Source organism: Janthinobacterium sp. 1L-D-8-B-C4 (assembly GCF_057291295.1).
In genome coordinates, this window is record NZ_JBXAVX010000017.1 from 113125 (window position 1) to 138753 (window position 25629).

Annotated in this window: 28 protein-coding genes; 17 read left to right on the forward strand and 11 right to left on the reverse strand. The window is 56.8% G+C overall.

What is annotated here, in order from left to right:
• Window positions 1–18: 18 nt before the first annotated feature.
• From AC0Z42_RS24890 to AC0Z42_RS24925, 8 genes are all read right to left on the reverse strand, one after another.
• On the reverse strand, window positions 19–2400 hold the full coding sequence (locus tag AC0Z42_RS24890; RefSeq protein ID WP_070289048.1) for a heavy metal translocating P-type ATPase: 2382 nt from the start codon (window positions 2398–2400) through the stop codon (window positions 19–21).
• Between the two features lie 99 nt (window positions 2401–2499).
• Complete coding sequence (locus AC0Z42_RS24895) at window positions 2500–3003, reverse strand: cupredoxin domain-containing protein (protein ID WP_413770987.1); 504 nt, start codon at window positions 3001–3003, stop codon at window positions 2500–2502.
• Window positions 3004–3044: 41 nt separating this feature from the next.
• Window positions 3045–3944 carry a copper resistance D family protein gene (locus tag AC0Z42_RS24900; RefSeq protein WP_070289047.1) on the reverse strand — a complete coding sequence of 300 codons (900 nt, stop codon included), beginning with the start codon at window positions 3942–3944 and terminating at the stop codon, window positions 3045–3047.
• The gene (gene copC, locus AC0Z42_RS24905) at window positions 3945–4313 is read right to left on the reverse strand and encodes a copper homeostasis periplasmic binding protein CopC (protein ID WP_070289046.1); all 369 of its coding nucleotides are present in this window, start codon (window positions 4311–4313) and stop codon (window positions 3945–3947) included.
• Between the two features lie 21 nt (window positions 4314–4334).
• Window positions 4335–4664, reverse strand: a complete 330-nt coding sequence (locus AC0Z42_RS24910; RefSeq protein WP_070289045.1) for a copper-binding protein — start codon at window positions 4662–4664, stop codon at window positions 4335–4337.
• Between the two features lie 25 nt (window positions 4665–4689).
• Window positions 4690–6081, reverse strand: coding sequence for a multicopper oxidase family protein (locus tag AC0Z42_RS24915; protein ID WP_070289043.1), 1392 nt, complete (start codon window positions 6079–6081; stop codon window positions 4690–4692).
• Complete coding sequence (locus AC0Z42_RS24920; RefSeq protein WP_070289042.1) at window positions 6078–7463, reverse strand: TolC family protein; 1386 nt, start codon at window positions 7461–7463, stop codon at window positions 6078–6080. The genes AC0Z42_RS24915 and AC0Z42_RS24920 overlap by 4 nt, the downstream gene beginning before the upstream one ends.
• 1 nt (window position 7464) lies before the next feature.
• Window positions 7465–7818, reverse strand: a complete 354-nt coding sequence (locus AC0Z42_RS24925) for a hypothetical protein (RefSeq protein WP_070289041.1) — start codon at window positions 7816–7818, stop codon at window positions 7465–7467.
• Window positions 7819–8261: 443 nt separating this feature from the next.
• On the opposite strand from AC0Z42_RS24925, the gene AC0Z42_RS24930 reads away from it, so the two are divergent.
• Window positions 8262–8690, forward strand: coding sequence for a YybH family protein (locus AC0Z42_RS24930; RefSeq protein WP_083287604.1), 429 nt, complete (start codon window positions 8262–8264; stop codon window positions 8688–8690).
• Between the two features lie 39 nt (window positions 8691–8729).
• Here the strand turns inward: AC0Z42_RS24930 and AC0Z42_RS24935 are convergent, their stop codons facing one another.
• On the reverse strand, window positions 8730–9074 hold the full coding sequence (locus AC0Z42_RS24935) for a CzcE family metal-binding protein (protein WP_083287603.1): 345 nt from the start codon (window positions 9072–9074) through the stop codon (window positions 8730–8732).
• 541 nt (window positions 9075–9615) lie between these two features.
• On the opposite strand from AC0Z42_RS24935, the gene AC0Z42_RS24940 reads away from it, so the two are divergent.
• The 8 genes from AC0Z42_RS24940 (at window position 9616) to AC0Z42_RS24975 (ending at window position 14864) form a co-directional block, all read left to right on the forward strand.
• Window positions 9616–9942: an ArsR/SmtB family transcription factor gene (locus AC0Z42_RS24940; RefSeq protein WP_070289040.1), complete on the forward strand. Its 327-nt coding sequence runs from the start codon at window positions 9616–9618 to the stop codon at window positions 9940–9942.
• 57 nt (window positions 9943–9999) lie between these two features.
• Window positions 10000–10500, forward strand: a complete 501-nt coding sequence (locus AC0Z42_RS24945; protein WP_070289039.1) for an arsenate reductase ArsC — start codon at window positions 10000–10002, stop codon at window positions 10498–10500.
• A 69-nt stretch (window positions 10501–10569) separates the two neighbouring features.
• Entirely contained in the window at window positions 10570–11079 is a 510-nt protein-coding gene (locus tag AC0Z42_RS24950) for an arsenate reductase ArsC (protein ID WP_070289038.1), read from the forward strand.
• A complete protein-coding gene (locus tag AC0Z42_RS24955) occupies window positions 11073–12356 on the forward strand; it encodes an arsenic transporter (protein WP_100429698.1) in 1284 nt (427 codons plus the stop codon). The genes AC0Z42_RS24950 and AC0Z42_RS24955 overlap by 7 nt, the downstream gene beginning before the upstream one ends.
• 14 nt (window positions 12357–12370) lie before the next feature.
• A complete protein-coding gene (gene arsC / locus AC0Z42_RS24960) occupies window positions 12371–12802 on the forward strand; it encodes an arsenate reductase (glutaredoxin) (protein ID WP_070289036.1) in 432 nt (143 codons plus the stop codon).
• The gene (gene arsH, locus AC0Z42_RS24965; RefSeq protein ID WP_070289034.1) at window positions 12795–13538 is read left to right on the forward strand and encodes an arsenical resistance protein ArsH; all 744 of its coding nucleotides are present in this window, start codon (window positions 12795–12797) and stop codon (window positions 13536–13538) included. Before arsC ends, arsH begins: the two co-directional genes overlap by 8 nt.
• 77 nt (window positions 13539–13615) lie before the next feature.
• The gene (locus AC0Z42_RS24970) at window positions 13616–14275 is read left to right on the forward strand and encodes an NADPH-dependent FMN reductase (protein WP_198511367.1); all 660 of its coding nucleotides are present in this window, start codon (window positions 13616–13618) and stop codon (window positions 14273–14275) included.
• A gap of 103 nt (window positions 14276–14378) precedes the next feature.
• Entirely contained in the window at window positions 14379–14864 is a 486-nt protein-coding gene (locus tag AC0Z42_RS24975) for an arsinothricin resistance N-acetyltransferase ArsN1 family B (RefSeq protein WP_070289033.1), read from the forward strand.
• A gap of 42 nt (window positions 14865–14906) precedes the next feature.
• Here the strand turns inward: AC0Z42_RS24975 and AC0Z42_RS24980 are convergent, their stop codons facing one another.
• On the reverse strand, window positions 14907–16334 hold the full coding sequence (locus AC0Z42_RS24980; protein ID WP_070289031.1) for a heavy metal sensor histidine kinase: 1428 nt from the start codon (window positions 16332–16334) through the stop codon (window positions 14907–14909).
• Complete coding sequence (locus AC0Z42_RS24985) at window positions 16331–17002, reverse strand: heavy metal response regulator transcription factor (protein ID WP_070289029.1); 672 nt, start codon at window positions 17000–17002, stop codon at window positions 16331–16333. The genes AC0Z42_RS24980 and AC0Z42_RS24985 overlap by 4 nt, the downstream gene beginning before the upstream one ends.
• Window positions 17003–17433: 431 nt before the next feature.
• On the opposite strand from AC0Z42_RS24985, the gene AC0Z42_RS24990 reads away from it, so the two are divergent.
• The 8 genes from AC0Z42_RS24990 to AC0Z42_RS25025 all read left to right on the forward strand — a co-directional run bounded on the left by AC0Z42_RS24990 (window position 17434) and on the right by AC0Z42_RS25025 (window position 25628).
• Window positions 17434–17829 carry a hypothetical protein gene (locus AC0Z42_RS24990; protein ID WP_139142965.1) on the forward strand — a complete coding sequence of 132 codons (396 nt, stop codon included), beginning with the start codon at window positions 17434–17436 and terminating at the stop codon, window positions 17827–17829.
• Window positions 17830–18052: 223 nt separating this feature from the next.
• Window positions 18053–19168: an efflux RND transporter periplasmic adaptor subunit gene (locus AC0Z42_RS24995; RefSeq protein ID WP_070289025.1), complete on the forward strand. Its 1116-nt coding sequence runs from the start codon at window positions 18053–18055 to the stop codon at window positions 19166–19168.
• A complete protein-coding gene (locus AC0Z42_RS25000; protein WP_485470803.1) occupies window positions 19168–22251 on the forward strand; it encodes an efflux RND transporter permease subunit in 3084 nt (1027 codons plus the stop codon). The genes AC0Z42_RS24995 and AC0Z42_RS25000 overlap by 1 nt, the downstream gene beginning before the upstream one ends.
• Complete coding sequence (locus tag AC0Z42_RS25005) at window positions 22244–22546, forward strand: DUF3240 family protein (protein WP_070289021.1); 303 nt, start codon at window positions 22244–22246, stop codon at window positions 22544–22546. Before AC0Z42_RS25000 ends, AC0Z42_RS25005 begins: the two co-directional genes overlap by 8 nt.
• Window positions 22543–23772, forward strand: a complete 1230-nt coding sequence (locus tag AC0Z42_RS25010; protein WP_070289019.1) for a TolC family protein — start codon at window positions 22543–22545, stop codon at window positions 23770–23772. Before AC0Z42_RS25005 ends, AC0Z42_RS25010 begins: the two co-directional genes overlap by 4 nt.
• Window positions 23773–23822: 50 nt before the next feature.
• Window positions 23823–24533, forward strand: coding sequence for a HupE/UreJ family protein (locus AC0Z42_RS25015; RefSeq protein ID WP_070289017.1), 711 nt, complete (start codon window positions 23823–23825; stop codon window positions 24531–24533).
• 11 nt (window positions 24534–24544) lie between these two features.
• Window positions 24545–25153, forward strand: a complete 609-nt coding sequence (locus AC0Z42_RS25020) for a hypothetical protein (protein WP_070289015.1) — start codon at window positions 24545–24547, stop codon at window positions 25151–25153.
• A gap of 112 nt (window positions 25154–25265) precedes the next feature.
• The gene (locus AC0Z42_RS25025; RefSeq protein WP_139142964.1) at window positions 25266–25628 is read left to right on the forward strand and encodes a hypothetical protein; all 363 of its coding nucleotides are present in this window, start codon (window positions 25266–25268) and stop codon (window positions 25626–25628) included.
• Window position 25629 lies beyond the last annotated feature (1 nt).

Consider the following 25629-nt stretch of genomic DNA (forward strand, 5'->3'; position numbering starts at 1 on the left):
CGGTGCCACAGTCAGCGGTTAAGGCCGACCGGTACCGCGCAACCGGAGTGCATTGGTAATGACAGACACGGAACTCAGGCTCATCGCTAACGCGGCGATCATCGGCGATAGCAGTTGGCCAGTAAATGGATACAGCACACCGGCAGCCAGGGGAATGCCCAAGGCATTGTAGACAAACGCGAAGCCCAGGTTCTGCCACATATTTCGAACAGTATCGACCGAGATTCGACGGGCAAGGGCAATCCCACGCAGATCTCCTTTTACTAAAGCGACGTGAGCGCTATTGATAGCCACGTCTGTTCCTGTACCCATGGCAATACCAACATTGGCCTTCGCCAGTGCGGGGGCATCATTGATTCCATCGCCGGCCATTGCGACCACCTTGCCTTGCTTTTGCAGTTTTTCTACCAAGGCCAACTTGTCCTGTGGTTTCACCTCGCCGTAGAACTCCGTGATGCCCAGCCTTTCGGCTACGGACTTCGCAGTGGTGACGCCATCGCCAGTGGCCATGATTACGGTCAGCCCTTCAGCGCGCAAGCCTTCTATGGCCTCATGCGTCGTTGCCTTGATGGGATCCGACACCGCAATCAGTCCAGCCAAAACGCCGTCAGAGGATAGATACATGACGCTAGCACCTTCTGTCCGCAGGCGTTCAGCGACCTCAGCAAGCGGCCTCCAATCGACTTTGTCAGCATCCATCAGCGCGGTGTTGCCCAGTGCGATGTGCACCCCGCCAAGCGTGCCGCGCACGCCAATACCGCTGGCAGACTCAAAACTGTCAGGTTTGGTTAGCACCAGTGCTCGCCTGTTCGCTTCGTAGACGATCGCGTGCGCTAACGGATGTTCGCTGCCCTGGTCTATGCTCGCCGCCATTTGCAGGACGTCTTCGTCCTTGAAACCGGGCGCTGCGACCACGCTGTTAAAGGAAGGCTTACCTTCAGTGAGGGTCCCCGTCTTGTCGACAATCAGTGTGTCGACCTTCTTGAGGTCTTCTATCGCTGCGGCATCCCGAAAGAGCACACCTTGGGTGGCCGCGCGGCCTGTGGCGGCCATAATGGACATCGGCGTGGCTAACCCCAATGCACATGGGCAAGCAATGATCAGTACTGCAACGGCGTTAACAAAACCAAAGACCCAGCTCGGTTCAGGGCCATACATTCCCCATAACACGAACGTCAGTAGCGCTATTGCCACGACAACGACCACGAAATAGCCTGCAACACTATCGGCGAGTCGTTGCATAGGCGCGCGGGAGCGCTGCGCCTGCGCGACCATTTGTACGATTTGAGACAACATCGTGTCGCTGCCGATTTTTTCGGCACGCATAATCAGGCTCCCGCTGGTATTGATCGTTGCGCCAATCAACGTGTCTCCTGCACGCTTTGTCACAGGTAAGGGCTCGCCAGTCAGCATTGACTCATCGAGCGAGCTCTCGCCATCGAGCACTACGCCATCAACTGGTACCTTCTCACCGGGTCGGACACGGAGTTTGTCGCCGACGTGGACGTGCGTGAGCGGGATGTCATTCTCGGAGCCATCGTCCTGAATGCGTCGAGCCGTCTTTGGAGCGAGGCCAAGTAAGGATTTGATTGCGGCGGAAGTTTGGGAGCGTGCGCGCAGCTCAAGTATCTGTCCAAGAAGCGTGAGCGAAACAATGACTGCCGCTGCTTCAAAATATACGCCTATGCGGCCATGTGCAGCAAAGGTAAGCGGGAAGAGGCCCGGTGCGATTGTGGCGACGACACTATAGCCATAAGCAGCCATTACGCCAAAGCCAATCAAAGTCCACATATTCGGGCTCATGCGTGCCAGCGATTGCGCCCAGCGTCTGAAAAATGGCCAGCCGGCCCACAGTACGACAGGTGTACTTAATGCGAATTCAATCCAGTTTTGGCCTGGCAGCCCCATAGAAAGGAACACATGCCCAAACATCGCCAGTAAGAACACCACTAAGGTAAGAGGCAGCGTCCACCAGAAACGATGGCGAAAATCGACTAGCTCCGGGTTTTCCGCCTCATCTAGCGTCGGCATTTCAGGTTCGAGCGACATGCCGCAAATAGGGCAAGTTCCCGGTGCTGGCTGGCGAATCTCGGGGTGCATCGGGCAGGTGTAGACTGCTCCCTCCTGGGGGGCATGCGCAGGGTTGGGTGCCGCATTCGCTTTATCGATAAAGGAATCTGGCGCTGCGTTGAACTTTGTCATGCACTTTCCGCTACAGAAGTGGTAGACCATACTTTTGTAGGTGATTTCTTTTTCGGGATTTGCGCCAACGTGCATACCGCATACCGGGTCAATGAATGGTTTTTCGTCTACTGCCAGCCGCGCATCGTCGGGTTCAGTTTTACTGTGGCTGTCGTGATGATGCTCGTGTGCATGATGCTCGGCGTCAGTTCTACTCATGAATCACTCCTTGGCCAGATTCGCCTGTTTCGTTGGCTGTGGTGGAACCAGCTATTGCGGCAACGGCGGGAATTGAACATTCCCGCCGAATGAAGTCATCTATTTGGCAGAAACCACTACCTGCCCCTTCATGCCCGCCTCAAAGTGGCCGGGTTGTAAGCACGCAAATTCCACTTTGCCGGCTTTGTCGAACTGCCAGACAATGGTTCCCGATTTCCCAGGCGTCAGGGTCACCTGATTGGGTTCCGCATGCTCCATCTCCGGAAACTTTGCCATTTGTTGGGCATGTTCTTTCAACTCGCTCTCAGAACCAATGACCATCTCATGCTTGATCTTGCCGGAATTGTTGACGACAAAGCGAATAGTCTCGCCCCGTTTCACGGCGATAGACGCTGGGTTAAAACGCATGGTGTCGTTCATATCGACAGTGACGGTACGCGTCGCTTTTTTCGGGTCACCCGCCTTGCCCACAAGAGATGCGCTCTGCTCATTTGCGCCATGCTGGTGGCCACTATGTGCTGCTGGGTTGCTATCCGGTACCGCAGCAATGCTGAAAGTGCTCAAACTGGCCAGTAACATTACTGCAATTGCATTTAAGGTCATCTTTTTCATATCGTACTCCCTTGTAGAAAACCGTCGCGACATTACATCGCGGTAGGTGGTTGTTGAGTGGTAAGAATTGCCGCCGCAAACAGTGCACCGAGCAGTAGCAAGGTCTCTACTTGTAAAACGACTCTCACCAGAGTGACGCCGCGGGAGGAGCGGGAGGCGGCAGGCAATCCAAGAAATTTGTTGTAGCCGCCCAAGGCGACGGCAAGAAGGACCATTGCAACTTTGACCAGTAAGGTGATGCCATAGGTGGTATGAACAAGATGCTCTGAGCTCCCCACTCGGTGCCATGCGCTGTAAATTCCAGTAGCAACAATGGCAACTACTGCAAGCATTGCTGCCTGGGACATCAATTCTAGGTATTGATCGGTGGTACCCGTATCAAATTTCCTTATCCGCGACTTATGTAGAACAAACCAGCCGGAAACCATCACTGCACCAGTCCATAGGCCGATGGCAAAATAATGGATCGCTTCAACCGCTAGCGGAATGGTCCAGAAGCCTTCCTCGCCCGCATGCCCCATGGACGCCCGTGTTGCAGAAAAAATAGCCAAAAGCAGAACGACAGCAATATCGCTGCTGCGGCCGACTCCGCCTACAAATCGAACAATAAAGAGAACAAGCATCGTCACAACAATGGCGCAGCCTGCATGTCCGTAGTCAGTTGTCGACACCATCATCCAAAACATCGGGCACGCTTCGCGTAGCCCTACACCTCCCATGACCGCCGTCGCGCTCAATAGTGCCGATGCACTACCAACCATGCTGATTGCCGCTGCCATCAAGTCAAGTTTGCGCAGCGCTGGTTCGAAATGATCATGATCGACACCGCTAGAACGCATCCAGTAGCGTGCAAACCATGATCCAACGAGCCAGGCAAAGCCGAGGTTCAGCAGCAAAGCTGAACTGACTTGCAACAGCGAGACTGCATCCATTTATTTCACCGTGAACTTAAAGTCGCCTTTGCGACGGTGTCCATCGTGCCCTGCAACTGCCCAGCTCACGGTATAGGCGCCAGCATTCAATGTCGGTACTTCCAAGCGTAAGATGGCCGGATTTGCTGCATCAACCTTTGCCTTGTCTGCAGCAACGGCTTTGCCTTCGTCATCGCTCAGAGTGATTGAGCTAAAGGCTTCTTCCACCTTCTCGTTGAAGGTCAGCGCAATTTCCTTTGGTGCAACTGCCAGGGAGGCACCTGCCTCGGGATTGGAGCTCTTCAAGCTCGCATGTGCCAAGGCAAATGGGGTAGCCAGCGTTGCCGCCACAATGGATGTGGCAAGAATCATTTTCCGCAGTGTCTTCATGTTCAACTCTCTTTGTTAAATTTACTTTACTGCTTCGATGGAAGTGACCGTCAATGCACCGCCAACTTTTTCCACCACGAAACGTACTTTGTCGCCTTGTTTGACCTTGTCAAGCATCGACGGCTCTTTGACCTTGAACATCATAGTCATCCCAGGCATGCCCAAGTTCTTCAGCTCGCCATGTTTGATGGTCAGCTTGCCGGCGTCCTTATCCACTTTCTTGATTTCCCCTTCGCTCATCGCGTCTTGCGTCGCGGAGGCGCTCTGCTGCTGTGCGAGCACCACGGAGGTCGTTGCCACGGATGACAGGCCAATCAAGGTTGCCAATACAACTTTGTGCAGGTTTTTCATGATGTTTCCTTTCAGTTAAAAAAAATTAGTGACCGCTATGTCCGGTCGGTTTACGAACAGTAACTTCAATATTGGGTTTGTTCATCGTCGGCATCGACTGCCCCCCAGCGTTAGTTGCACGTTCTGGCTCAGGAAGGTTACCCGTCCACTCGTATGCCACGGTTCCGGCCGGATGCTTGTACCAGCCAGGATCGGAGTAGTCGCCGCGCTTCTGGTCCTTGCGCACCTTCAAGACGGTAAACATTCCCCCCATCTCAACCCCACCGAACGGTCCTTCACCCGTCATCATCGGTAAAGTATTATCTGGTAGCGGCATTTCCATGCCTCCCATGGAGCCGCCCTTGTCGCCCATCACCATATATTCAGGGACGATTTTGTTAATTTTTTCAGCAACCCCGCGATGGTTGACGCCAATCATTGTCGGTACCGAATGGCCCATTGCATTCATGGTATGGTGGGATTTATGGCAGTGAAGTGCCCAGTCACCCAGATCAGTAGCGACGAACTCGATGGCGCGCATTTGCCCAACTGCGACATCGGTGGTGACTTCAGGCCAGCGCGACGCCGGTGGTGTCCAGCCGCCATCCGTACCAGTGACGAAAAACTCATGGCCATGTATATGAATAGGGTGATTCGTCATCGTCAGGTTACCGACACGGATGCGTACCTTGTCACCTTGGCGCACAGGCAATGAATCAATGCCGGGGAAGACGCGGCTATTGAATGTCCACAGGTTGAAGTCCAGCATGGTGTTGATCTTCGGCGTATAGCTTCCCGGCTCCACGTCATACGCGTTGAGCAGGAAAACGAAATCACGGTCCACAGCATGGAGCGATGGATCCTTTGGATGGGTCACCCAGAAGCCCATCATCCCCATCGCCATCTGGGCCATCTCGTCGGCGTGGGGATGATACATAAATGTACCTGGCCGTTTGGCCTCGAATTCGTAGACGAAAGTCTTTCCCGGAGCGATACCCGGTTGATTGAGGCCCGTTACGCCATCCATACCGTTCGGCAAGCGCTGGCCATGCCAATGAACACTGGTGTGCTCAGGTAGCTTGTTGGTCACGAAAATACGCACCCGGTCACCTTCGACCACTTCAATTGTCGGGCCTGGGGATTGCCCGTTATAGCCCCAAAGGTTGGCTTTCATCCCTGGTGCAAGTTCACGCACCACGGGTTCGGCAACGAGATGGAATTCTTTTACGCCGTTATTCATCCGCCATGGCAATGACCAGCCATTCAGGGTCACGACCGGATTGTAGGGCCGGCCAGTGGGTGGCACCGGAGGGATGTGCGTCTTGGCATTGTCCATCAACATGGCCTCAGGCAATGACGCGGCACCGGCCTTGCTAACGGCAGCGGCGCTTACCGCTACAGCACCTGCACCTCTGAAAAAATCTCTACGTGAAATCATGGCATGGCCCTTGTATCGTTCGTACTTCCGCTGTTGATGGCGGATTGAAGTTTGGTTTCTGCAATCCAAAAGTCGCGCTGGGTTTCGATGGCGGCATTTACGCTCACCAGTTGCTCGCGCGAATCTGCCAGTAATTCGAATACGCTGGCAAGCATCCCGTTGTAGCGAAGCAGAACCTCGTCGGATATTTTTTTCCGCAGCGGCACAACATCGTCACGATAATGACGGGCGATGTCATAGCTAGTGCGGTATGCGGAGTACGCCTCCCGAACTTCCGAGCGCGCCCGCACGGCAGTGTCGGTGGTGCGATGAACGGACTGCATGTAGAGCGCCTCGGCCCGCGCGACCTTGGCGCCACCCCAATCGAAAATTGGTAATTCAAGGGAAATCTGGTAGCCGCTCTCGCGTGGCAAACCTGTCGTACTCTTATTGGTGTAGCCGGCATCAAAAACGTTGATGAAGCCAGTTGCCTTTGTCAAGCCAAGTGCCGCGGCCGTTGCCTCGGTATCGCGGCGGGCCGACAGCATATCGAGACGTTGCGACATTGCCTGTGCTTCCGCATTGTTCGTTTCCTGCGGCTTTTCCGGCAGTGGAGGCAATCTGTCAGGCAGGACGAAATTTTGCTGCTCTCCCCACAGGCCCAGGAGGCGAATGAGCTGTTCGCGCGTGGCTGTTGCTTCATGCCTGGTCCTCGCTAATTGTGTCAACGCATCTTGGTAAAACGCACGCTCACGGGCCTGATCAAGTGTGCTCCAGTTTCCAACCTTGGTCATGCTGTCGGCGAGTTGCGATGATGCCTCGGCGGCGCCACGCACTTGCTCCGCGAAAGCGGCCGATTGGGCCGCCGCAACGGCCATAAAATATGCCCGACGGGTTTCTGCCGCCAACTGCACAGCCTGAGCAGCTGTTAGCAACTTGGCTTGCTCAAAGCGTCCTTGCTCAACGCGGCGACGCGTGGGCAACGTCAGCAGGCCCGCAATATCAAACATCACACTGCGATCGATTTCCGCATCGCCACCACCACTGACGCGGCCGAAACTAAAACTTGGATTGCGCATCCGTCCAGCTTGTACAAACTCAGCCTCCGAGACGCCCAATTCAGCGAAGGAGATCTTCAGCGCTGCATTATTGAGCAGCGCAATCTGAACCGCAGATTCAGGCGTCAGTGGCGCGGACAGCAGTGATTGCACCTGTGAAGTGGACTGTTGGCTATCTTTCAGCGTCTCTTTCGTGAAGGGCTTGACCTGTCCAATCCTCTCTTGCGTTAGCCGGGAGACATCATTTAATCCACCATCCGGTGAAAAGCTGGCGCAACCTGCAAGAAATATGACACCGAATACAGTAGCTACCCGATTGGGTGTTGGCAACGATAGTCGCTTCATGTCATTTGCCTTTCATGTTCATTTGATGGCCTTTGTGCGGATCGTTCGCCGAAGACGGCTTGGGTTCTTCCTGGCTTTTTGCACCGGGTACCATTTCCATCGACATGTCCCCCAGATCGCCATGCTGAGAGTCCCCTGTCACTTCTTTATTTGCCTGAATCCAGGCCTTATCTGGAGATATCGGGGGCTCCCCAATCGGCTTAGCATCCGCAAAAGCAGAAACATATTTCAACGGCGGCACAATGGCCTTAGCATCCGTCACTGTCGCCGTGGTGCTCGCGGGTTGAGTGGATTGTGCATAGACAACCGGCGAGAAGCTAACCGTTGCCAGAAGCAATAAGTGGAAGCGTTGCATGATTCTCTTTCAAAATGACTGGTTACTGGGTGGATACAGCACGAGGTGAGGCGAACGCCAGTGCATGATTTCAGGAGGTGGCGGGGAAAGTGGTGTGGAGGGAGCTCAAGGGACGCGAGGAATGAGTGGCGGCTATTGTTGCCTCCAAAGGTAGAGTAAGGCGTACGCTGTCCTGCACCTATTTCGGCCCGGTTGCTTACAATGCGCGTCAGCATGAAATTCATCTGCAGTATCTTCCCTATGACGGACAACTAAGTTCCTTGCAAATTACCTGAACCACCTGAGATGAAATCGCCTTTTTACGCTACACCTTCCAACTGGCGGAAGGTCAAGCGAATTTCAGTTTTCCAGAGTATTTTCACTTCCACCTTGTCACAATCACCGCCCGCTGATTTAATTGCATCACTGCAATTCATCATATAAACAAAAACACTGGAGACCTCGTGCGCCAACTTACTTCCCTGATCGCTATTTCCGTATTCAGTCTTCCCCTATACGCCGCCACACCAACTGAAACTGTTGCTGCATTTCACGAAGCGCTCGCCAGCGGAATATCCGAGCAGGCGAGCACTTTGCTTAGCCCTGAAATTAAAATTTACGAATCTGGGCATGTTGAGCGTTCACGTGATGAATACGCTGGCCATCACCTGCCAGCCGATACCGCCTTTGCTAAGGCCACTAAAAGCAAAGTCCTAAAACAAAACGAACGTATTGATGGAAACCTGGCCGTCGTGATGCAGGAAACAGAGACCACAGGACAATTCCAGGGCAAAAATGTGCACTTATTCGGCACGGAAACAGCTTTGCTCGAAAAACAGGGCGATCAATGGGTCATCTTTCATCTGCACTGGTCGTCCCGCAAATCTCAATAACTTCATGAGCCAGCAGTACACTGGCGGGCGTACATGTAATTAGTTGGCGTAGGTCGGGTTAGGTGCCACGTACACACGTACGCCGTGGGTATTCACGCCAGACGGCGCAATTGCCGAAAAGTCAAAGCTCGAATTGGCTCGTAGCGTATCGAACTGCCAAGTGAACGTCTTACCATCCACATCAAACTTGACGACGTCGCCCTGGGCGACATTCACATACTTCGTAGTCGATGAAATCGTGATAGTGCGCGTGGCGGCCGGCGCCGGAGCAGCACTGCCAAACGCTGGATTCGAGTGCATTTCGCCTTGGTGTGCCATCGCGGCAAGCGGGCTGAGAGCGATGACAGCAAAAACGGCGACGATGTTGGCTTTGATGGATTTCATTGGAATGTCCTTATTTTTCAGGTGCGGGTGAATGAAGTTGCGGATCCGATGAAGCTATTCTACGTAGGGGACCCGCACACCCGAATGACTGAAACATTACATTTTCATTACAGAAACCTTGATAATTTGATTAAGGTAGCAGGTTCGAAGTGGAACCGCGACTTTCTTGCGGCAACATGCTAGGCGCAGCAATGGTTTATCAAGAGTAGGTCGAGTGTGAAGATAGGCATGCCGTCGTTGCGGCCGCCAAGCATTCGCTTTAAGCGCTAGCAGTACCGCCATTTGATTGAGCAGCTTATTACCTCTCGATAAGTCGTTTGTCGCCAGATACATGCGATACCAGAGTTTCCAACGTGCTGAGAGACGCACACCTCTGCCACTGAGTACGAAGATTCAGCTAATTGGTATGTCGATACGTCTGGAGAAGACCAGGACGTCAAGAGTTCCGTACCAAGGTGAATCGATAGCCGCGCATAAAAATAGGTTTACATTAATTTCATAATTCGATTATTATAGAAATATGAAATTAAAAGGAGTGCACATGGAAACTAAAAATGTCATCGCTGCGTTGGCGGCACTGGCACAGGAGTCACGCCTGGCCATCTTTCGCTTGCTTGTCCAGACCGGACCGCAAGGGATGGCGGCAACGAAGATTGCCGAACAGCTGGGCATCCCGCCATCTTCCCTGTCATTTCACTTGAAGGAACTGGTGCACGCGGACCTGATCGTGCCGCGCCAAGATGGACGCTTTGTCATCTACGCCGCGCATATCGACAGCATGAATGCCCTGATCGGCTTTTTGACCGAAAACTGCTGCGGCGGCGCGCCTTGCACTACTGCGCAAGGCGCAGCCTGTGATGCCGCATGAATCCAAACGTACAAATTGAATCGCCCCCCAACCAACGCAGTGATTAAAGGATTCGTCATGACCGACAAAGTGTACAACGTGTTGTTTCTCTGTACCGGCAACTCAGCCCGTAGCGTGATGGCCGAGGCGCTGGTCTCCACCATGGGCAAGGGCCGCTTCCGTGGCTTTTCGGCTGGCAGCCACCCGGGCGGCAGCGTCAACCCATTCGCCATCGAGCAAATTGAAGCGACCGGCTATCCGCTCGATAAACTGCGCAGCAAGAGCTGGGATGAATTCGGTACTCCAGACGCACCACACATGGACTTCATCATTACTGTGTGCGACAACGCCGCCGGCGAAGTCTGCCCATACTGGCCAGGTCATCCGCTTTCGGCGCACTGGGGATTCGAAGATCCGGCTGCAGCTACTGGCACCGACGCAGAAAAGCGCGAGGTATTCCATAAGGTGTTCCGGCAGATCATGACCCGGATGAACGTTTTCGTCAGTTTGCCGCTGCACATGCTCGAAAAAAACGCGATCCAGCACGAGATCAAGGCAATTGGACAAAGCGCCGTCTAGTAGGCGAGCGCCCCGGCATGCCTGTTGATAACGGGCATGCCTTACTTTTCACTATTTTGCGATAATTTCATGAACGTTCTTTTTTTGTGTACCGGCAACTCTTGCCGATCCATCCTGGCAGAAGCGACTTTCAATCATCTGGCGCCGGCAGGCTGGCATGCGCTGAGCGCAGGCAGTCATCCGGCCGGGGCGCTGCACCCAGGAGCACTGGCGTTGCTGGCCAACGAGCAGATATCGACCCTGGGGTATTACAGCAAGTCCTGGGACGCTCTGCCTTCCGTGCCCGATATCGTCATCACCGTGTGTGCCAGCGCCGCTGGCGAGACGTGCCCGGCCTACCTGGGCCCAGTGCTTCGTAGCCACTGGGGTGTAGACGATCCCGGCCATGTCACGGGGACGGACGCAGCAAAGGACGCTGCTTTCCGGGTGACGTATGGCATTCTGCGCGCACGCATCGAGGCTTTCTTCGCCTTGCCGCTAGAGCAGCTGCAGCATGACCCTGTACGCCTGAAAGCTGAACTCGACAACATTTCTAGTGTCTTTGCCCCGGCTGCCCCCAAGGAGGCGCTCGTATGTTGACTGCTTTCCTGATTTTCTTGGCGACTCTGGTACTGGTTATCTGGCAGCCGCGTGGCTTGGGTATTGGCTGGAGCGCGGCCATCGGCGCTGGCGTCGCGCTGCTGGCTGGTGTCATCCAGTTGTCGGACATGCCCGTCGTCTGGCACATCGTCTGGAATGCAACCGGCACGTTTATCGCCGTCATCATCATCAGCCTGCTGCTCGACAAGGCCGGTTTCTTCGAGTGGGCCGCGCTGCACGTGGCACGCTGGGGAGGTGGTAGCGGCCGCAAGTTGTTTGTCTTGCTGGTCCTGCTGGGCGCCGCTGTCGCTGCGTTGTTTGCCAACGATGGTGCGGCGCTGATACTGACGCCTATCGTGATCGCCATGTTGCTCGAACTGAAGTTTTCAGCCAAAGCTACGTTGGCCTTCGTGATGGCGGCCGGCTTTATCGCCGACACGGCCAGCCTGCCGCTGGTGGTGTCGAACCTGGTCAATATCGTTTCGGCCGACTATTTCAAGATCGGCTTTGCCGAGTATGCGGCCGTGATGGTGCCGGTCAACGCGGTGGCAGTGATAGCGACCCTGCTTGCACTGATGTGGTTTTTCCGCAAGGACATCCCGCAAGACTATGACGTCTCCCAGCTCAAACGCCCCGGCGCCGCGATCCGCGACATGGCGACCTTCAAGGCCGGCTGGCTGGTCCTGGCGCTGCTGCTGATCGGCTTTTTCTGGCTTGAGAGCCTGGGCGTGCCGATCAGTGCCGTGGCCGCCGTTGGCGCCGCTCTGTTGCTGGCTGTCGCCGCTAAAGGCCATGTGATACCCACGCGCGAAGTCATTCGCAATGCACCATGGCAGATCGTTGTTTTTTCTCTGGGCATGTATCTGGTCGTATATGGCCTGCGCAACGCGGGCCTGACCGGCTACCTGACTGGCGTACTCAATTACTTTGCCCAATATGGCGTATGGGGCGCGGCCATGGGCACAGGCGTGCTGACGGCCGTCCTGTCCTCGATCATGAACAATATGCCGACGGTGCTAATCGGGGCCTTGTCGATCGATCCTACCTCAGCGCAGGGCGCCGTGCGCGAGGCGATGATTTATGCCAATGTCATTGGCAGTGACCTGGGGCCGAAAATTACCCCTATCGGCAGCCTGGCGACCCTGTTGTGGCTGCATGTCCTCGACAGTAAGAAGATTCACATCTCCTGGGGTTATTACTTCCGCGTCGGCATCGTCCTCACCTTGCCTGTGTTGCTGGTGACCCTGGCGGCGCTGGCACTGCGCCTCAGTTATTAAGGAAAGGATTTATTATGGATATCACTATTTATCACAACCCGGCCTGTGGCACTTCGCGCAACACCCTGGCGTTAATCCGCAATACTGGCACTGAGCCGCAGGTCATCGAATACCTGCAGCAACCGCCAATGCGCGAGACCCTGGTCGATTTGATTGCCCGTGCTGGCTTGAGCGTGCGCGAGGCCATTCGCCAGAAAGGTACGCCGTACCTGGAACTGGGTCTCGACCAGGCCCAAATCAGCGACGAGGCACTGTTGGACGCCATGCTGGCCCATCCCATCCTTATCAATCGTCCGTTCGTGGTCACGCCGCTTGGCGTGCGCCTATGCCGCCCATCGGAGTTGGTGCTTGACGTTCTGCCCTTGCCGCAACTGGGCACGTTTGCCAAAGAAGACGGCGAGGCGGTCATCGATGCGCAAGGAAAGCGGGTGGTGCCCCATGTATAAGCCAGTCAAGGACTTGCCCAATATCAGTGCTGCGCACCTCGATACGCCGACGGTTGATAAACTTATGCCAGCGACGGTGGCAACGCATCCGCCGCGCATGCTCTTGCTGTACGGCTCGCTACGTGAACGCTCGTTCAGCCGCTTGCTGACTCTGGAGGCGGAGCGGCTGCTGCAGAATTTTGGCGCCGAGACGCGGGTTTTCGACCCGCATGGCTTGCCCATGGTCGACAGCGTCAGCCCTGACCATCCCAAGGTGCAGGAGCTGCGCGAGCTGTCGCTCTGGTCGGAAGGCCAGGTTTGGTGCAGTCCGGAACGCCATGGCGCTGTGACAGGTGTGTTCAAGTCACAAATTGACTGGCTGCCGCTGGAAATGGGCAGCGTGCGTCCGACGCAGGGGCGGACCCTTGCGGTGATGCAAGTGTCGGGCGGCTCGCAATCGTTCAACGCCGTCAACGGCTTGCGCGTGCTGGGCCGCTGGATGCGCATGGTGACCATTCCGAACCAGTCGTCCGTTGCCAAGGCATACCAGGAGTTCGACGAAAACGACCGCATGAAGCCGTCGCCATATTACGACCGCCTGGTCGACGTCATGGAGGAATTGTATAAATTCACCCTGGTGGTGCGCGATCGCTCGGATTACCTGACCAGCCGCTATAGCGAGCGCAAGGAATCCATGCCGGCCGAAGTACGCGCCCTCGCCGAAGCGGCCATGAATCACGAGACGCCAAGCAAATAGGCTGTTTTCATGTTGGCCCGTTCGCCGGGTTTTCACTGCACGATGACCTAGCCGAGGTTTTGGCTGGAAAGGGTAAGATGAAGATGAAAATTCTGGTGTTTCTCGGTTCTATTCGCACCAGCACACCGCCCCTGCCTGCGCGCGTGGGCGAACGGGTCGCCAAGGCCATCGTGGCGCAGTGCCGCCATGATGGCCACAATGTGGTGCTCATCGATCCGCTCGATTACGAGCTAGGTGACGTGTTCAAGCCACACTTTTCCTATGCGCAGGGGCGCGCGCCCTTGCCGTTGGAGCAACTGGCCAGTGAGATTGCCAGCGCCGATGGGTATGTGATGGTCAGTTCTGAATACAATCATTCAATGAGTCCGGCACTGATGCATTTACTGAACCACTTTGGCAGTTCTTTGTTTGCCTTCAAGCCCAGCGCCATCGTCACTTATTCGGCGGGCCAGTGGGGTGGTGTGCGGGCGGCGGTGGGTATGCGCGCTTTTCTGTCCGAGCTGGGCTGTTTGCCGGTGTCGGCCATGATCCATATTCCGACAGCACATACTGTTTTTGCTGCCGATGGCAGCTTTGCACCTGAAGTCGACAGTACGCGTTGGGTTTCCTATATCGAACGCACCTTTTCCCAGTTGATCTGGTGGGCAGAGGCCGCAGGACGGGAGCGGGCCCGCTCGGGAGGCACAGGGCCTTCACCAGCTTTTCTGCGCGATCCTACTCAACGCAATGCGCCGTGAAGCCACATAGGATGGATTATTGCTAGAATGATACTTTAGGGTGCCGTGCGTAGTTTGCGGCCGTGCTCCTTCCTGCCATTTCACGTCTATTTGGATCCCGCTGATGATTCGACTTGCCACTACCGCCGATGCTGCTGCGATCGCCACGATATACAACCATTACGTCAGCAGCTCCACCATCACGTTTGAAGAGCAGATGGTCGCCATCGATGAGATGGCCCAGCGCATCGCTTCTGTGGGTGCGCAGTTGCCGTGGTACGTCTTTGAACGCGATGGTCAAATACTAGGTTACGCCTACGCAACGCCCTGGCGTGCCCGGAGCGCCTATCGTTTTTCGGTCGAGTCAACGGTGTACGTGGCGCACGATGGAGTCGGTCAGGGCATCGGCCGACAGCTTTACAGTACCCTGATCGAGGAGCTCCGGCACCGCCAACTGCAAGTGGTCATTGGTGGCATTGCGCAGCCCAATGAATCTAGCGTTGCTTTGCACGAGCGCCTAGGATTTGAGAAGGTGGCCATGTTCAAGCGGGTTGGCTGTAAATTTGATCAGTGGATTGATGTCGGATACTGGGAGCTGCAGCTTGCTTAGTTAACCGCTGAGCACAAGATTTCTGTCCTCAAAAATCCATTTTCAGCGCTTAACTGTTTCGTTCGATGCTGTCGTGCCAGGAAAAAATAGCGTGAATTGGGTAACTCCATCAAGCTCACTCGTGACACTGGCTCGGCCATGGTGAAGCGCCATGATGGATTTGACGATTGAAAGACCCAATCCAGCGGAGGCTGACGTACTGGCCCTCGATTTATCGGAACGGTAGAACCGGTCAAACAACCGCGACAGGTGTTCCTGCGCGATGCCTGGGCCAGGATTGGAAACAGAAACTACGGCCCCGTCGTCGTCCTCTATCGCCTTGAGCAAGATAATTTCGCCCTTCGGCGTGTACCGAAGAGCGTTCGATACAAGGTTACTCACCGCGCGGCGAAGCAGGTGCCCATCAGCAAGCACTTTACCTGAGGCGATGACGATGAATGATATCCCTGCGTCGGATGCCGGCCCTTCAAAATACTCGGCGATTCGCGTCAGCTCAACATCCATATCAAGCTGCTCAGTTGCTAGCGAAACTTGGTCATGGTCAGCCCGCGCCAAAAATAATATGCTTTCCACCATTCTAGCTAGACGGCCAAACTCCTCGTAGTTAGATGAAAGCAGGTTTTGATATTCATCGGATGATCTGGGCTGAGACAGGGCAACTTCTGTTTGAACCATCAGATTGTTGAGAGGCGTACGCAAATCGTGTGCCAAGTCATCTGCAAACTGGGAAAGGTTATTAAAGCTATTTTGCAGGCGGTCAAGCACCTCATTGAACGAATCAGCCAGTATCTGGATTTCCTTCGGTGCTGATTTTGCATGCAAGCGCACTTCCAAATTGTGCGCACTGACTTGCTGAGCTTGCTGCGCGATGAGCTTTACTTTGTGCAACGCGCGACGTACTAGTAGAAACCCCAGTAGGGCTGTTAGCACCGCACCAAAGAAGCCCGATGCAAGCACTTTTAACTTGTATGCAGATAGAACAGCTGCGCGGCTCTCTTCGCTTCTGGCGAGCGTGATTTTCACCACGGAACCTGTCGAACCAACGGTACCCAGGGCAGCAATAACTCTTAGGTTGGGTTCGCTATGCCCTGGTGCAGCACGTACGTGAGATGGCTCTGGCAACGTCTCTACCGGTACAGCCCGACTGGCATGCATGAATGAACGGTCACGGGTATTGCGGGTTAATTCTTCACCGTCTTGTGCCTGCATAACGAGCAAAAAGCCGCCATGCAAATCGACCGCATCTAAAAAACGGTGCGGATCCACACGAATCGACTCTACACTCGGTGTTTCCTCAAGCATATGTCTGATGAACACAATACGGTCGACAAGGTCTGCGTCATCCCGTGCTTGGAGCTGTACCGTGAGAGCTTGATAGAGATAGATGCCTAAGGCCGAAAATACAATTGCCGAGATGCAGGCGAAGAGCGCCCCCAGCTGCGTGGTGAGAGACCAGTTCTTGGTCTTCATTGTCTATCTTCTAATACATAGCCCATACTCCGAATCGTATGGATCAGTTTTACCTCGAAGGGGTCGTCAATTTTTGCTCGTAGACGGCGTACCGCGACATCCACCACGTTCGTGTCGCTGTCAAAATTCATATCCCAGACTTGCGATGCAATCAACGGCCGGGATAAAACTTGTCCGACCCGTTTGGATAGCAAATGCAAAAGTGCAAATTCTTTCGCAGTCAAATCAATCCGAACACCGGCCCGTATTACTCTTCGCTTAGGAATGTCCAGTTCCAGATCGGCAATCTGAAAAATATCAGCTTCTCTGATCGGCCCTCGGCGCAACAACGTTCGAATACGAACAAGCAACTCAACAAAAGCGAATGGCTTAACTAAGTAATCATCTGCACCAAGCTCCAGACCCTTGATGCGGTCATCGAGCCCATCCCGTGCGGTAAGAAATAGCACCGGCGTATCAACCGTTTTGCGCAACTCAGAGATGATTTGCCAACCATCTAAGCCCGGAAGCATGACGTCAAGCACGATCAGGTCATAATGGGCAGTAGTGGCAGCGTGAAGTCCGTCGGGTCCAGTTCTCGCCAAGTCAACCACGAAGCCAGACTCGTTCAGACCTTTCTGGATATATTCGCCCGCCTTTTGCTCGTCTTCCACCACTAATAATCGCATATCACTTTTTCACTAGTTCAACTGCTGTGTCCACGTTCTGCGGATGGCGAAGATCCCCGTCGGTCTCTGTCTTTAGTCTACATTGGAAAGGTGACAGTCGTCTAACGCCAGGATTACAATCCTGTCAGAATTGAACTGTTTACCAGTGCTAATGAGAATACGAAGAAAGGTGTCTGCACTTTTTTAAACTTTTCACAACAGCGCCATGATATGAACGCTGACAAGGAGGGCGCGCTATCGGTCGGCAGGCTTACAACGAGCAGAAAGCGTTGTAGATGGATGGTTCTCATGACTGCCGTATGTCTGAATGTTAAAACGTTTGCAAGAAATTTCGACCTCATTGTTTGCCAAATGTTTTCATGTGATGTGGTGAAATTTTTCTCTTGCAAGTAGCCCTCGCAAAGTCATGACAGGCGTGATACATTCCGGGCATGCGCAAGTCACTCTCCCATTACCTCGCTTTTTTCCTGTTCGTCATGTTCATGACGAACAGCGGCGCATGGACGGGGAGCAGCGTTCGCCTGGCACATGAGATGGCGCATATCGGCCAGCTCGACCAGGATGCCGGTGAGCATGAGCATGCCCACCTGGGCCACAGTGACGACGGCGATCATGATGATCGCAACAATGAGGTGCCCGGCAAGTCCGGACACCAGGCCTTGCACGCCGTCGACCACCTTCAGTTTTTCCCGGATACCGCCTTTGGTGGTTTTTCCATGCTGGCTGCGGACGCCAATGTCCCGCCGCAATTCGTCACCCTGCGCTTGCCGCTCCCATCGTACGACCCTCCGTTCCGCCCGCCTTGTAGCGGTGCGCTGACAGCCTAACTCCGTCTGCAAGACCGGGAGCCTGCGCTCCCCATCCAGCATCTGCCGGGGTAGACGCGCGCCCTGATGCGCCGCGCGTCTCTGTCCTCGTTGCATCTTTACCTTGTGCTGCCTTCCTTCACAGCCGCCACTTTGGCGCACCTGGGGAGCGTTGGCGTGCCTGGCCTGCGGGCCATGGCGTCGATTGCCCGGTAGCCCTGTCTGTCTCATTCAGGAAAGAATCATGAAAACAAGAGAAATACTCTCACCCTTGTGCCTGGCGCTTGCGCTGGCATGGTGCCTTCCGTCGTCCGCTGCGGAGCGCTCGGCCAAATTTGCTGTCACGGAACAGCAGATGAAAGCCCTCGATATTCAAGTGCGGGCATTGCAGCGCGATGCCGAGCTGGTCGTGCTGAACCTGCCTGCACAAGTCACGTTGCCCGCCAGTGGTGAACAGATTGTCAGCTCGCCCGTGACGGGCTTGGCGGTCCAGTTGTACGTGCAGCCGAACCAGGTAGTCAAGCGCGGTGCACCATTGCTGCGCCTGGTGAGCCAGGAACTCGGGCCTTTGCAATTGCAATTGCTGCAAGCTGCGAGCCGGGCCGGCCTGGCCCGCCAGACTGCGCAGCGCGAACGCGCCTTGTTCGATGAAGGCATCATCGCCCAGCGCCGTGTGCAAGAGGCGCAGGCAACGCTGCAAGATAGCGAGGCGACATTACGCCAGGCAAAAGCCGCGCTGCGCCTAGCTGGTTTGTCGGCACAGTCTATCGAACGCATTATCGCCAGCGGCAAGCTGGAGGATGGATTGACGCTCACGGCCACCCAGGCCGGCATCGTGACCAACATCGAGGTCAAGCCGGGTCAGCGAATCGACCCTGCCACCGCCTTGCTGCACCTGACGCAAGTGGATCGCCTGGCACTGGACATCCAGGCGCCTGCCGCTGAATCTGCGGCTTGGCGGGTCGGCGGCGCCTTGCAGATAGAGGGGCGCAACAGCAAGGCACGCATCGTCAGTATCAGTCCGGTCGTCGCACCCGGTAGCCAGACGGTCGCTATTCGCGCCGAACTGGATGCTGGGACAAGCGGCTTGCGGCCCGGTGAAATGGTCACCGTGCAATTGCCGTTGAGTGCCAATACTGCCGCCTGGGACGTGCCGCTGGCCGCGCTGGCACACGACGGCAAGCAAGCTTACGTTTTTGTGCGAAATAAGGATGGCTTTGAAGCCCATCCGGTGACCGTCGTCAGTAGCGCCGGGCAGCGCGTGCGCGTGTCCGGGAAGCTGAAGGCAGGCGATCATCTCGCCATCTCCGGCGTCGTGGCCCTGAAAGGCTCTTGGCTTGGCGAAAAAGGAGGCAGTTGATGTTAGCCCGTCTGATTCAGGCCTGTCTCTCGCAACGGCTATTTGTCCTGCTGGCGGCGTTGATGCTGAGTGGTGCTGGCTGGTATGCCTTCAACCAGTTGCCCATCGACGCCTTTCCGGACGTCTCAAGTACCCAGGTCAAGATCATCATGAAGGCCCCCGGCATGACGCCGGAAGAAGTGGAAAGCCGCATTGCTGTGCCGATCGAAGTCGAAATGCTGGGAATTCCCAAGACCAAAGTCCTGCGTTCGGTCACGAAATATGGCCTGGCCGACGTCACCATCGACTTTCAGGACGGCACTGATATTTTCTGGGCCCGCCAGCAAGTCAGTGAACGGCTTGCCGGTATCACCGAGAGCTTGCCCGGTGGCATCAGCGGTGGCATGGCGCCGATCACCACGCCGCTGGGTGAAATGTTCATGTTTACCATCGAGGGCGGCGGTCTTTCCCTGGCCGAGCGCCGCAGTTTGCTCGACTGGGTGATCCGCCCCGCCTTGCGCACGGTGCCAGGGGTGGCTGACGTCAATGCCTTGGGAGGTGTCGTACGCGCCTTTGAGGTCGTGCCTAATCCGCTGGCCATGGCGGCCGGCGGCGTCACCCTGGCGCAGTTGAGCGAGGCTATTCGCGCCAACAACCGCAACGACGGTGCCGGGCGCCTGGGTGAAGGCGATGAGGTGTTGCTGGTGCGCAGCGAAGGCAGCATTACCAGCCTCGATGATCTGCGCGCGGTCGTCGTCACGGTACAGAACGGGGTGCCGCTACGTGTGGGCGCACTGGCCGAAGTGCGTATCGGCTCACTGACACGCTATGGCGTCGTGACCCAAAGTGGTAAAGGGGAAGCGGTGCAAGGTCTGGTGCTTGGCTTGGCCGGCGCCAATGCGCAGCAAGTGGTCGAAGGCGTGCGCAAGAAGCTCGACGAAATCAAGCCCACCCTGCCCAAGGGCGTCACCCTAAATGTCTTCTATGACCGGGCACAGCTCGTCTCGAAAGCTGTGGGTGCCGTCTCGTCCGCATTATTGGAAGCAACGGTGATTGTCGTTGTCCTGCTGGTGCTGTTCCTTGGCAACTTGCGCGCGGCGCTGACGGTGGCCCTGGTCCTACCGCTGGCGGCGCTGATCACGTTCCTTCTCATGCGCGGCTTCAATATGTCGGCCAATCTGATGAGTTTGGGCGGCCTGGCCATTGCCATCGGCATGCTGGTCGACGCGGCCGTTGTCGTGGTGGAAAACATCGTCCAAAGGCTGGCGCACGATCCGACTGCCGGCAAGTTGCCCCGCCTGCATACGATTTACCGGGCGGTGCGCGAAGTGGCCGTCCCCGTTACCTCCGGCATCGTCATCATCATCACTGTCTTTTTGCCACTGTTGACGCTGCAGGATCTGGAAGGCAAGTTTTTTGCCCCGGTCGCCCTGGCGATCGTTTTTGCGCTGGCCGGCTCGCTGCTGCTGTCGCTGACCGTCATTCCCGTGCTGGCTTCGTATCTGCTGCGCGACGTGGCGCATCAGGAACCCTGGTTGCCGCGCAAGCTGCTGACCTGGTACGAACCCGTTCTGGCCTGGAGCATGCGCCGGCAACGGGTGGTTGCCATCGGCGCCGCAGTCATGTTGCTCGGCGCGGGCTTGCTCTACACACAGGTGGGCAAGACGTTCATGCCAACCATGGATGAGGGCGACCTGATTGTCGGCATCGAAAAGCTGCCTTCCGTCAGCCTGGAGCAAAGCGCTGCGTTGGACCTCAAGATCCATCAGGCCCTGATGCAGGCACTGCCCGAAGTGACGGGCGTGGTGGCGCGCGCGGGTTCTGACGAGATCGGCCTCGACCCGATGGGTTTGAATCAAACCGACACTTATCTCTTGCTCAAGCCACGCGGCGAATGGCGGATGAAGGGCAAGGAAGCGCTGATGGACGAGATCCGCAAGGTACTCGACCAGCTGCCGGGCATTAAATACAGTTTTACGCAACCGATCGAAATGCGCGTGAGCGAGATGATCATTGGCGTGCGCGGCGATATCGCCGTGAAAATCTTCGGTCCCGACCTGGCGCAACTAAACCAGTTCGCGTCGCAGGTGGAAAGCGTGCTGAAAACCATACCGGGCAATCAGGATGTGTACACGGTGCAAAACGATGGCGTGCAATACCTGCGTGTGGCCGTCGACCGCTTGCAGGCTGGCCGATTAGGCCTGAGTGTCGAAGAAATCCAGGACGCGCTGCGGGTGCAAATCGAAGGCCAGCAGGCGGGCCACGCGGTCGAGGGCAATCGACGTACGCCTATCTTGCTGCGCGCCGACGAATCTGTGCGTTTGTCGCCGACGGATTTTGCCGCCGTGCGCATCACCGCCAAGGACGGCAGCAACGTGCCGCTCAGTTCGGTCGCCAAGCTGGAACGGGCCGAGGGGCCGGTCAAGATTGACCGCGAGATGGGTAGCCGCTATAGCGTGGTCATTGCCAATGTCAGCGGGCGCGACCTGGTGGGTTTCGTCAACGAAGCCAAAGCCAGTGTGGCCAAGACGCTGACGCTGCCGACCGGTTACCGCATCACCTGGGGTGGCCAGTTCGAGAATCAGCAGCGCGCGGCCGCCCGGCTGGGTGTCGTCGTTCCGGTGGCATTGGGCTTGATCTTCATTGTCCTGTTTTCCACCTTCCGCTCGGTGCGCCAGGCACTGCTGATACTGTCGATCATCCCGTTCGCCCTGGTGGGTGGCATCGTCGCCTTGTGGGTCACGGGCGAGTATCTGTCGGTGCCGGCATCGGTCGGTTTTATCGCCTTGCTGGGCATCACGGTGCTCAACGGCATCGTTTTGGTCAGCTATTTCAATCAGCTGCGTGCCGAGGGAATGGCCTTGGCCGAGTTGGTGGTGCAAGGAGCGAGACGACGCCTGCGCCCAGTGATGATGACCGCTTCGATCACCGCTTTTGGTTTGATTCCGCTGCTCTTTGCCAGCGGCCCGGGCTCGGAAATCCAGCGCCCCTTGGCCATCGTCGTGATTGGCGGCCTGATCACGGCGACCGCCTTGACCCTGCTGCTGTTGCCCATTCTTTACTTGCGCTTCGCGGTGGCGAAGCAGGAGAAATCCCATGACTGAACTGTGTTTAACCTTGCTGTGTCCTCCAGCACTGGAAGAGCGCGTGCTCGACACGCTGCTGATGAGTAGCGAAATTTCCCTTTTTACCAGTACGGCGGCGGCCGCACACGGCCTGGCGCACGATCGGCTCAGCGCCACCGAGCAAGTACTTGGTTTGGCCAAGATGACACGCATCGATGCACTTCTGCCGGAAGAGCATAAGGATAAGGTGATTGCCATGCTGCGAAAGGTATTCCAGGGTGCTGGTTTGCGTTATTGGTTCACGTCCGTCATCGACGCGGGGGAGGAGCTATGAAATTTGCCTTACTCATTGCGCTGGCGGCAGGTGCGGTCCAGGCCGCGCCACTGCCACCGGCGCCCGGCTTGTTGCCGACAGCGATGGTTCGTCCCTTGCTGGACCAGGATACCGAGGTGGCTGCGGCCCGTGCCGGGCGCGAGATGCTGCGCCAGGATGCCGCGCTGGCGCAGGACTCACCTTATGAATGGACCGCCAAGGTCACGGCCCAGCGGCGTACCGTGGAAGCAGGTCCCCAATACAAGGAGTGGAATGCGGGCGTGGAGCGCACATTGCGTTTGCCGGCCAAGGCCAGTGCCGATCGCCGCATCGGCCAGGCGCTGCTGGACGAGGGTGAGGCGCGCTATGGCGAGGCCTTGCACGAGACCGCCCGTGAATTGTTGGGGCTGTGGCTGGATTGGGCGCACGCAGAACAGGCGCTGGTACTGGCGGCCGAGCACCAGCAGGCGGCCAGCGACAATCTTGCTGCGGTGAACAAGCGCGTCAAGGCAGGTGACGCCGCCGTGCTCGATGCCAGCTTGGCGCGTGGCGATCTGGCCGACCAGCAACGCGTCAGTATCGAAGCCAAAACGGCCGCTGCTGTTGCCTGGGCGCGCCTGCATGCGCGTTTTCCTGGCTTCCAGCGCGAGTTGTCCACCTTGCCTTCCTCGCTGCCCCTTGCCGAGTCGCCGACGTTCTGGCGTGAGCGCATCCTGGCCCAGAGTGACGAACTCAAGATTACCGAGGCGCAACTGCTCAAGGCGCAAGGCCTCAGCGCGCGCATGCGGGCCGAGCGCACGCCAGACCCCACTGTCGGCCTGTACACGGCGTCGGAGGTGGGCGGGCGTGAGCGCATCACGGGTGTCATGTTCAGCATTCCCTTGCCGGGAGCCCACCGGGCCGCACGCGATGGGCGGGCGGTCCAGGCCATGGAGGTGTCGCAGCATGAGGTCGCACGGAAGCGGCGCGCCCTCGATGGCGCCATTGCCGTATCACTGGCATCGGCACAAGGCGCGCATGAAAGCTGGCAAGTGGCCGAAGCGGGCGCGGCGGACATGCGTGACAACGCACGCCTGCTGCAACGTGCCTACACCTTGGGCGAAGCCGATCTTCCTACGCTACTGACGGCGCGGCGCCAGGCAACCACTGCCCAGCAAAACGCCCTAGCGGCGCGGGTGGCGGCGGCGCGTGCGTATTACGGCATCCTGGTCGACGCGCATGTGGTGTGGGACATGGATCATGAATAAGGCACCTTCCAGGCGTCTCCCGACACTATGACTTTTAACAGGAGCAACACATGAAATTGATGACGAACAAGCCGGGCCTTGGCGCCTGGTGGAGCTGGCTGGCCAGCGCCTTGCTGTGGCTATGTGCTGGCGTCGCGGCCGCCCATGGCGTATCCGAGTCCGACAAAGGTTTTCTGCAGGCCAGCAGCGGTATGCAGATCCTGCCGTACATCTATCTGGGCGCCAAGCACATGGTCACCGGCTACGACCATTTGCTGTTTTTGTGCGGCGTGATCTTCTTCCTGTACCGCATGAAGGATATCGGCCTGTATGTGACGCTGTTTGCCATTGGCCACAGCACGACCCTGCTGCTGGGCGTGATCAACGGCTGGCATATCAATGCCTATTTTGTCGACGCCATTATCGGCCTGTCCATCGTGTACCGCGCATTCGACAACCTGGGCGGCTTCCAGACGGTCTTTGGCATACAACCGAACAAGCGGGCGGCCGTGCTGATCTTCGGTTTCTTCCATGGTCTGGGACTGGCCACCAAGCTGCAGGACTTTGCCCTGTCCGCCGATGGCCTGGTGCCGAACATGATTGCCTTCAATGTCGGCGTGGAGATCGGTCAGCTGCTCGCTCTGAGCATGATCCTGATCGCCATGCGCTACTGGCGCAGCACGGCCAGCTTTGTACGGCATGCAGCCACCGGCAATTTCGTCCTGATGACGGCCGGATTCATTCTGGCCGGCTTCCAATTCACCGGCTTTCTCAGCAAATAGGAGCACCACCCATGACATCCCTCCCAATGAACGGCGGCATTTCGGTCGCAAAAAAAGAACTGCTGCGCGGTACCGGCCTGGCGGCCTTGGTTGCCGGCCTCATTTTGACCGTTGCGATCCTGCCTGCCGAATACGGCATCGATCCCACAGGAATCGGCAAGACGCTGGGCTTGACCACCTTGCATCGCCCGGCGGCGAGCGCTGCCGAAAGCGCACCCGCACCGCAGGGCTCGCAGGTAGCGGCGCCGGGCGAGGAACGCGCGCTCACCATTGCTGCCAAGCAAACGGTGCCGTACCGTTCGGACGAGCAGGAAATTACGCTGGCGCCCGGCAAGGGCCTGGAGGTCAAAACCCAACTGGCCAAGGGCGCAACGCTGATTTATTCCTGGGAAACGAAAGGTGGCGCCGTGGTCAATCATGATTTCCATGGCGAGCCAGTCAACGCGCGCGAAGACGAGTTCGAGAGCTTTATCGCCGACAAAGGTGTGAGCAGCTCCAGCGGCTCGCTGATCGCGCCCTTTACGGGCGTGCACGGCTGGTACTGGAAAAATAAATCGGCCGAGCCGGTGACGCTGGTCCTGCGCTCCAGCGGTTTTTACGCCGATATTTACAAAAAGTAAGTAATCCGCTTGATTTTCTCTGCGCGGCGCTGATGACACGGTGCAGCGTACATGTAAGACGGCTTATCGCGGCGAGGCCGACCAAAAAATCGCCGCATCCATGGAGAATTGCATGAAAAAAGTTATGTTGACGTTGGCCACCTTGTTGCTCGTTTCCAGCGCACCTGGCGGGTGGGCCCATACCGACCACGATCATGATGAGGCGCAGGCCAAGATCAAGCTGGAACTGAAGGGCGGCAAGACGGGCGCCACGGTATATGCCAAAAGCGCGGGCAAGAACTACGCAACTGCCGGCGCAACGGGTGTGTTGACGATCATCTCGGGCAGTACCAAAACCGACGTTGTCTTGCAGCCTGGCGCGGACAATACGATGGTCGCCATGACGGCGACGCCGCTGGTGGCCGGCACCCGTGCCCAAGCCAGTATCACCTTTGCGGACAAGAACACGGTCAAGGCCGAGCTGGTCGCCAAGTAAG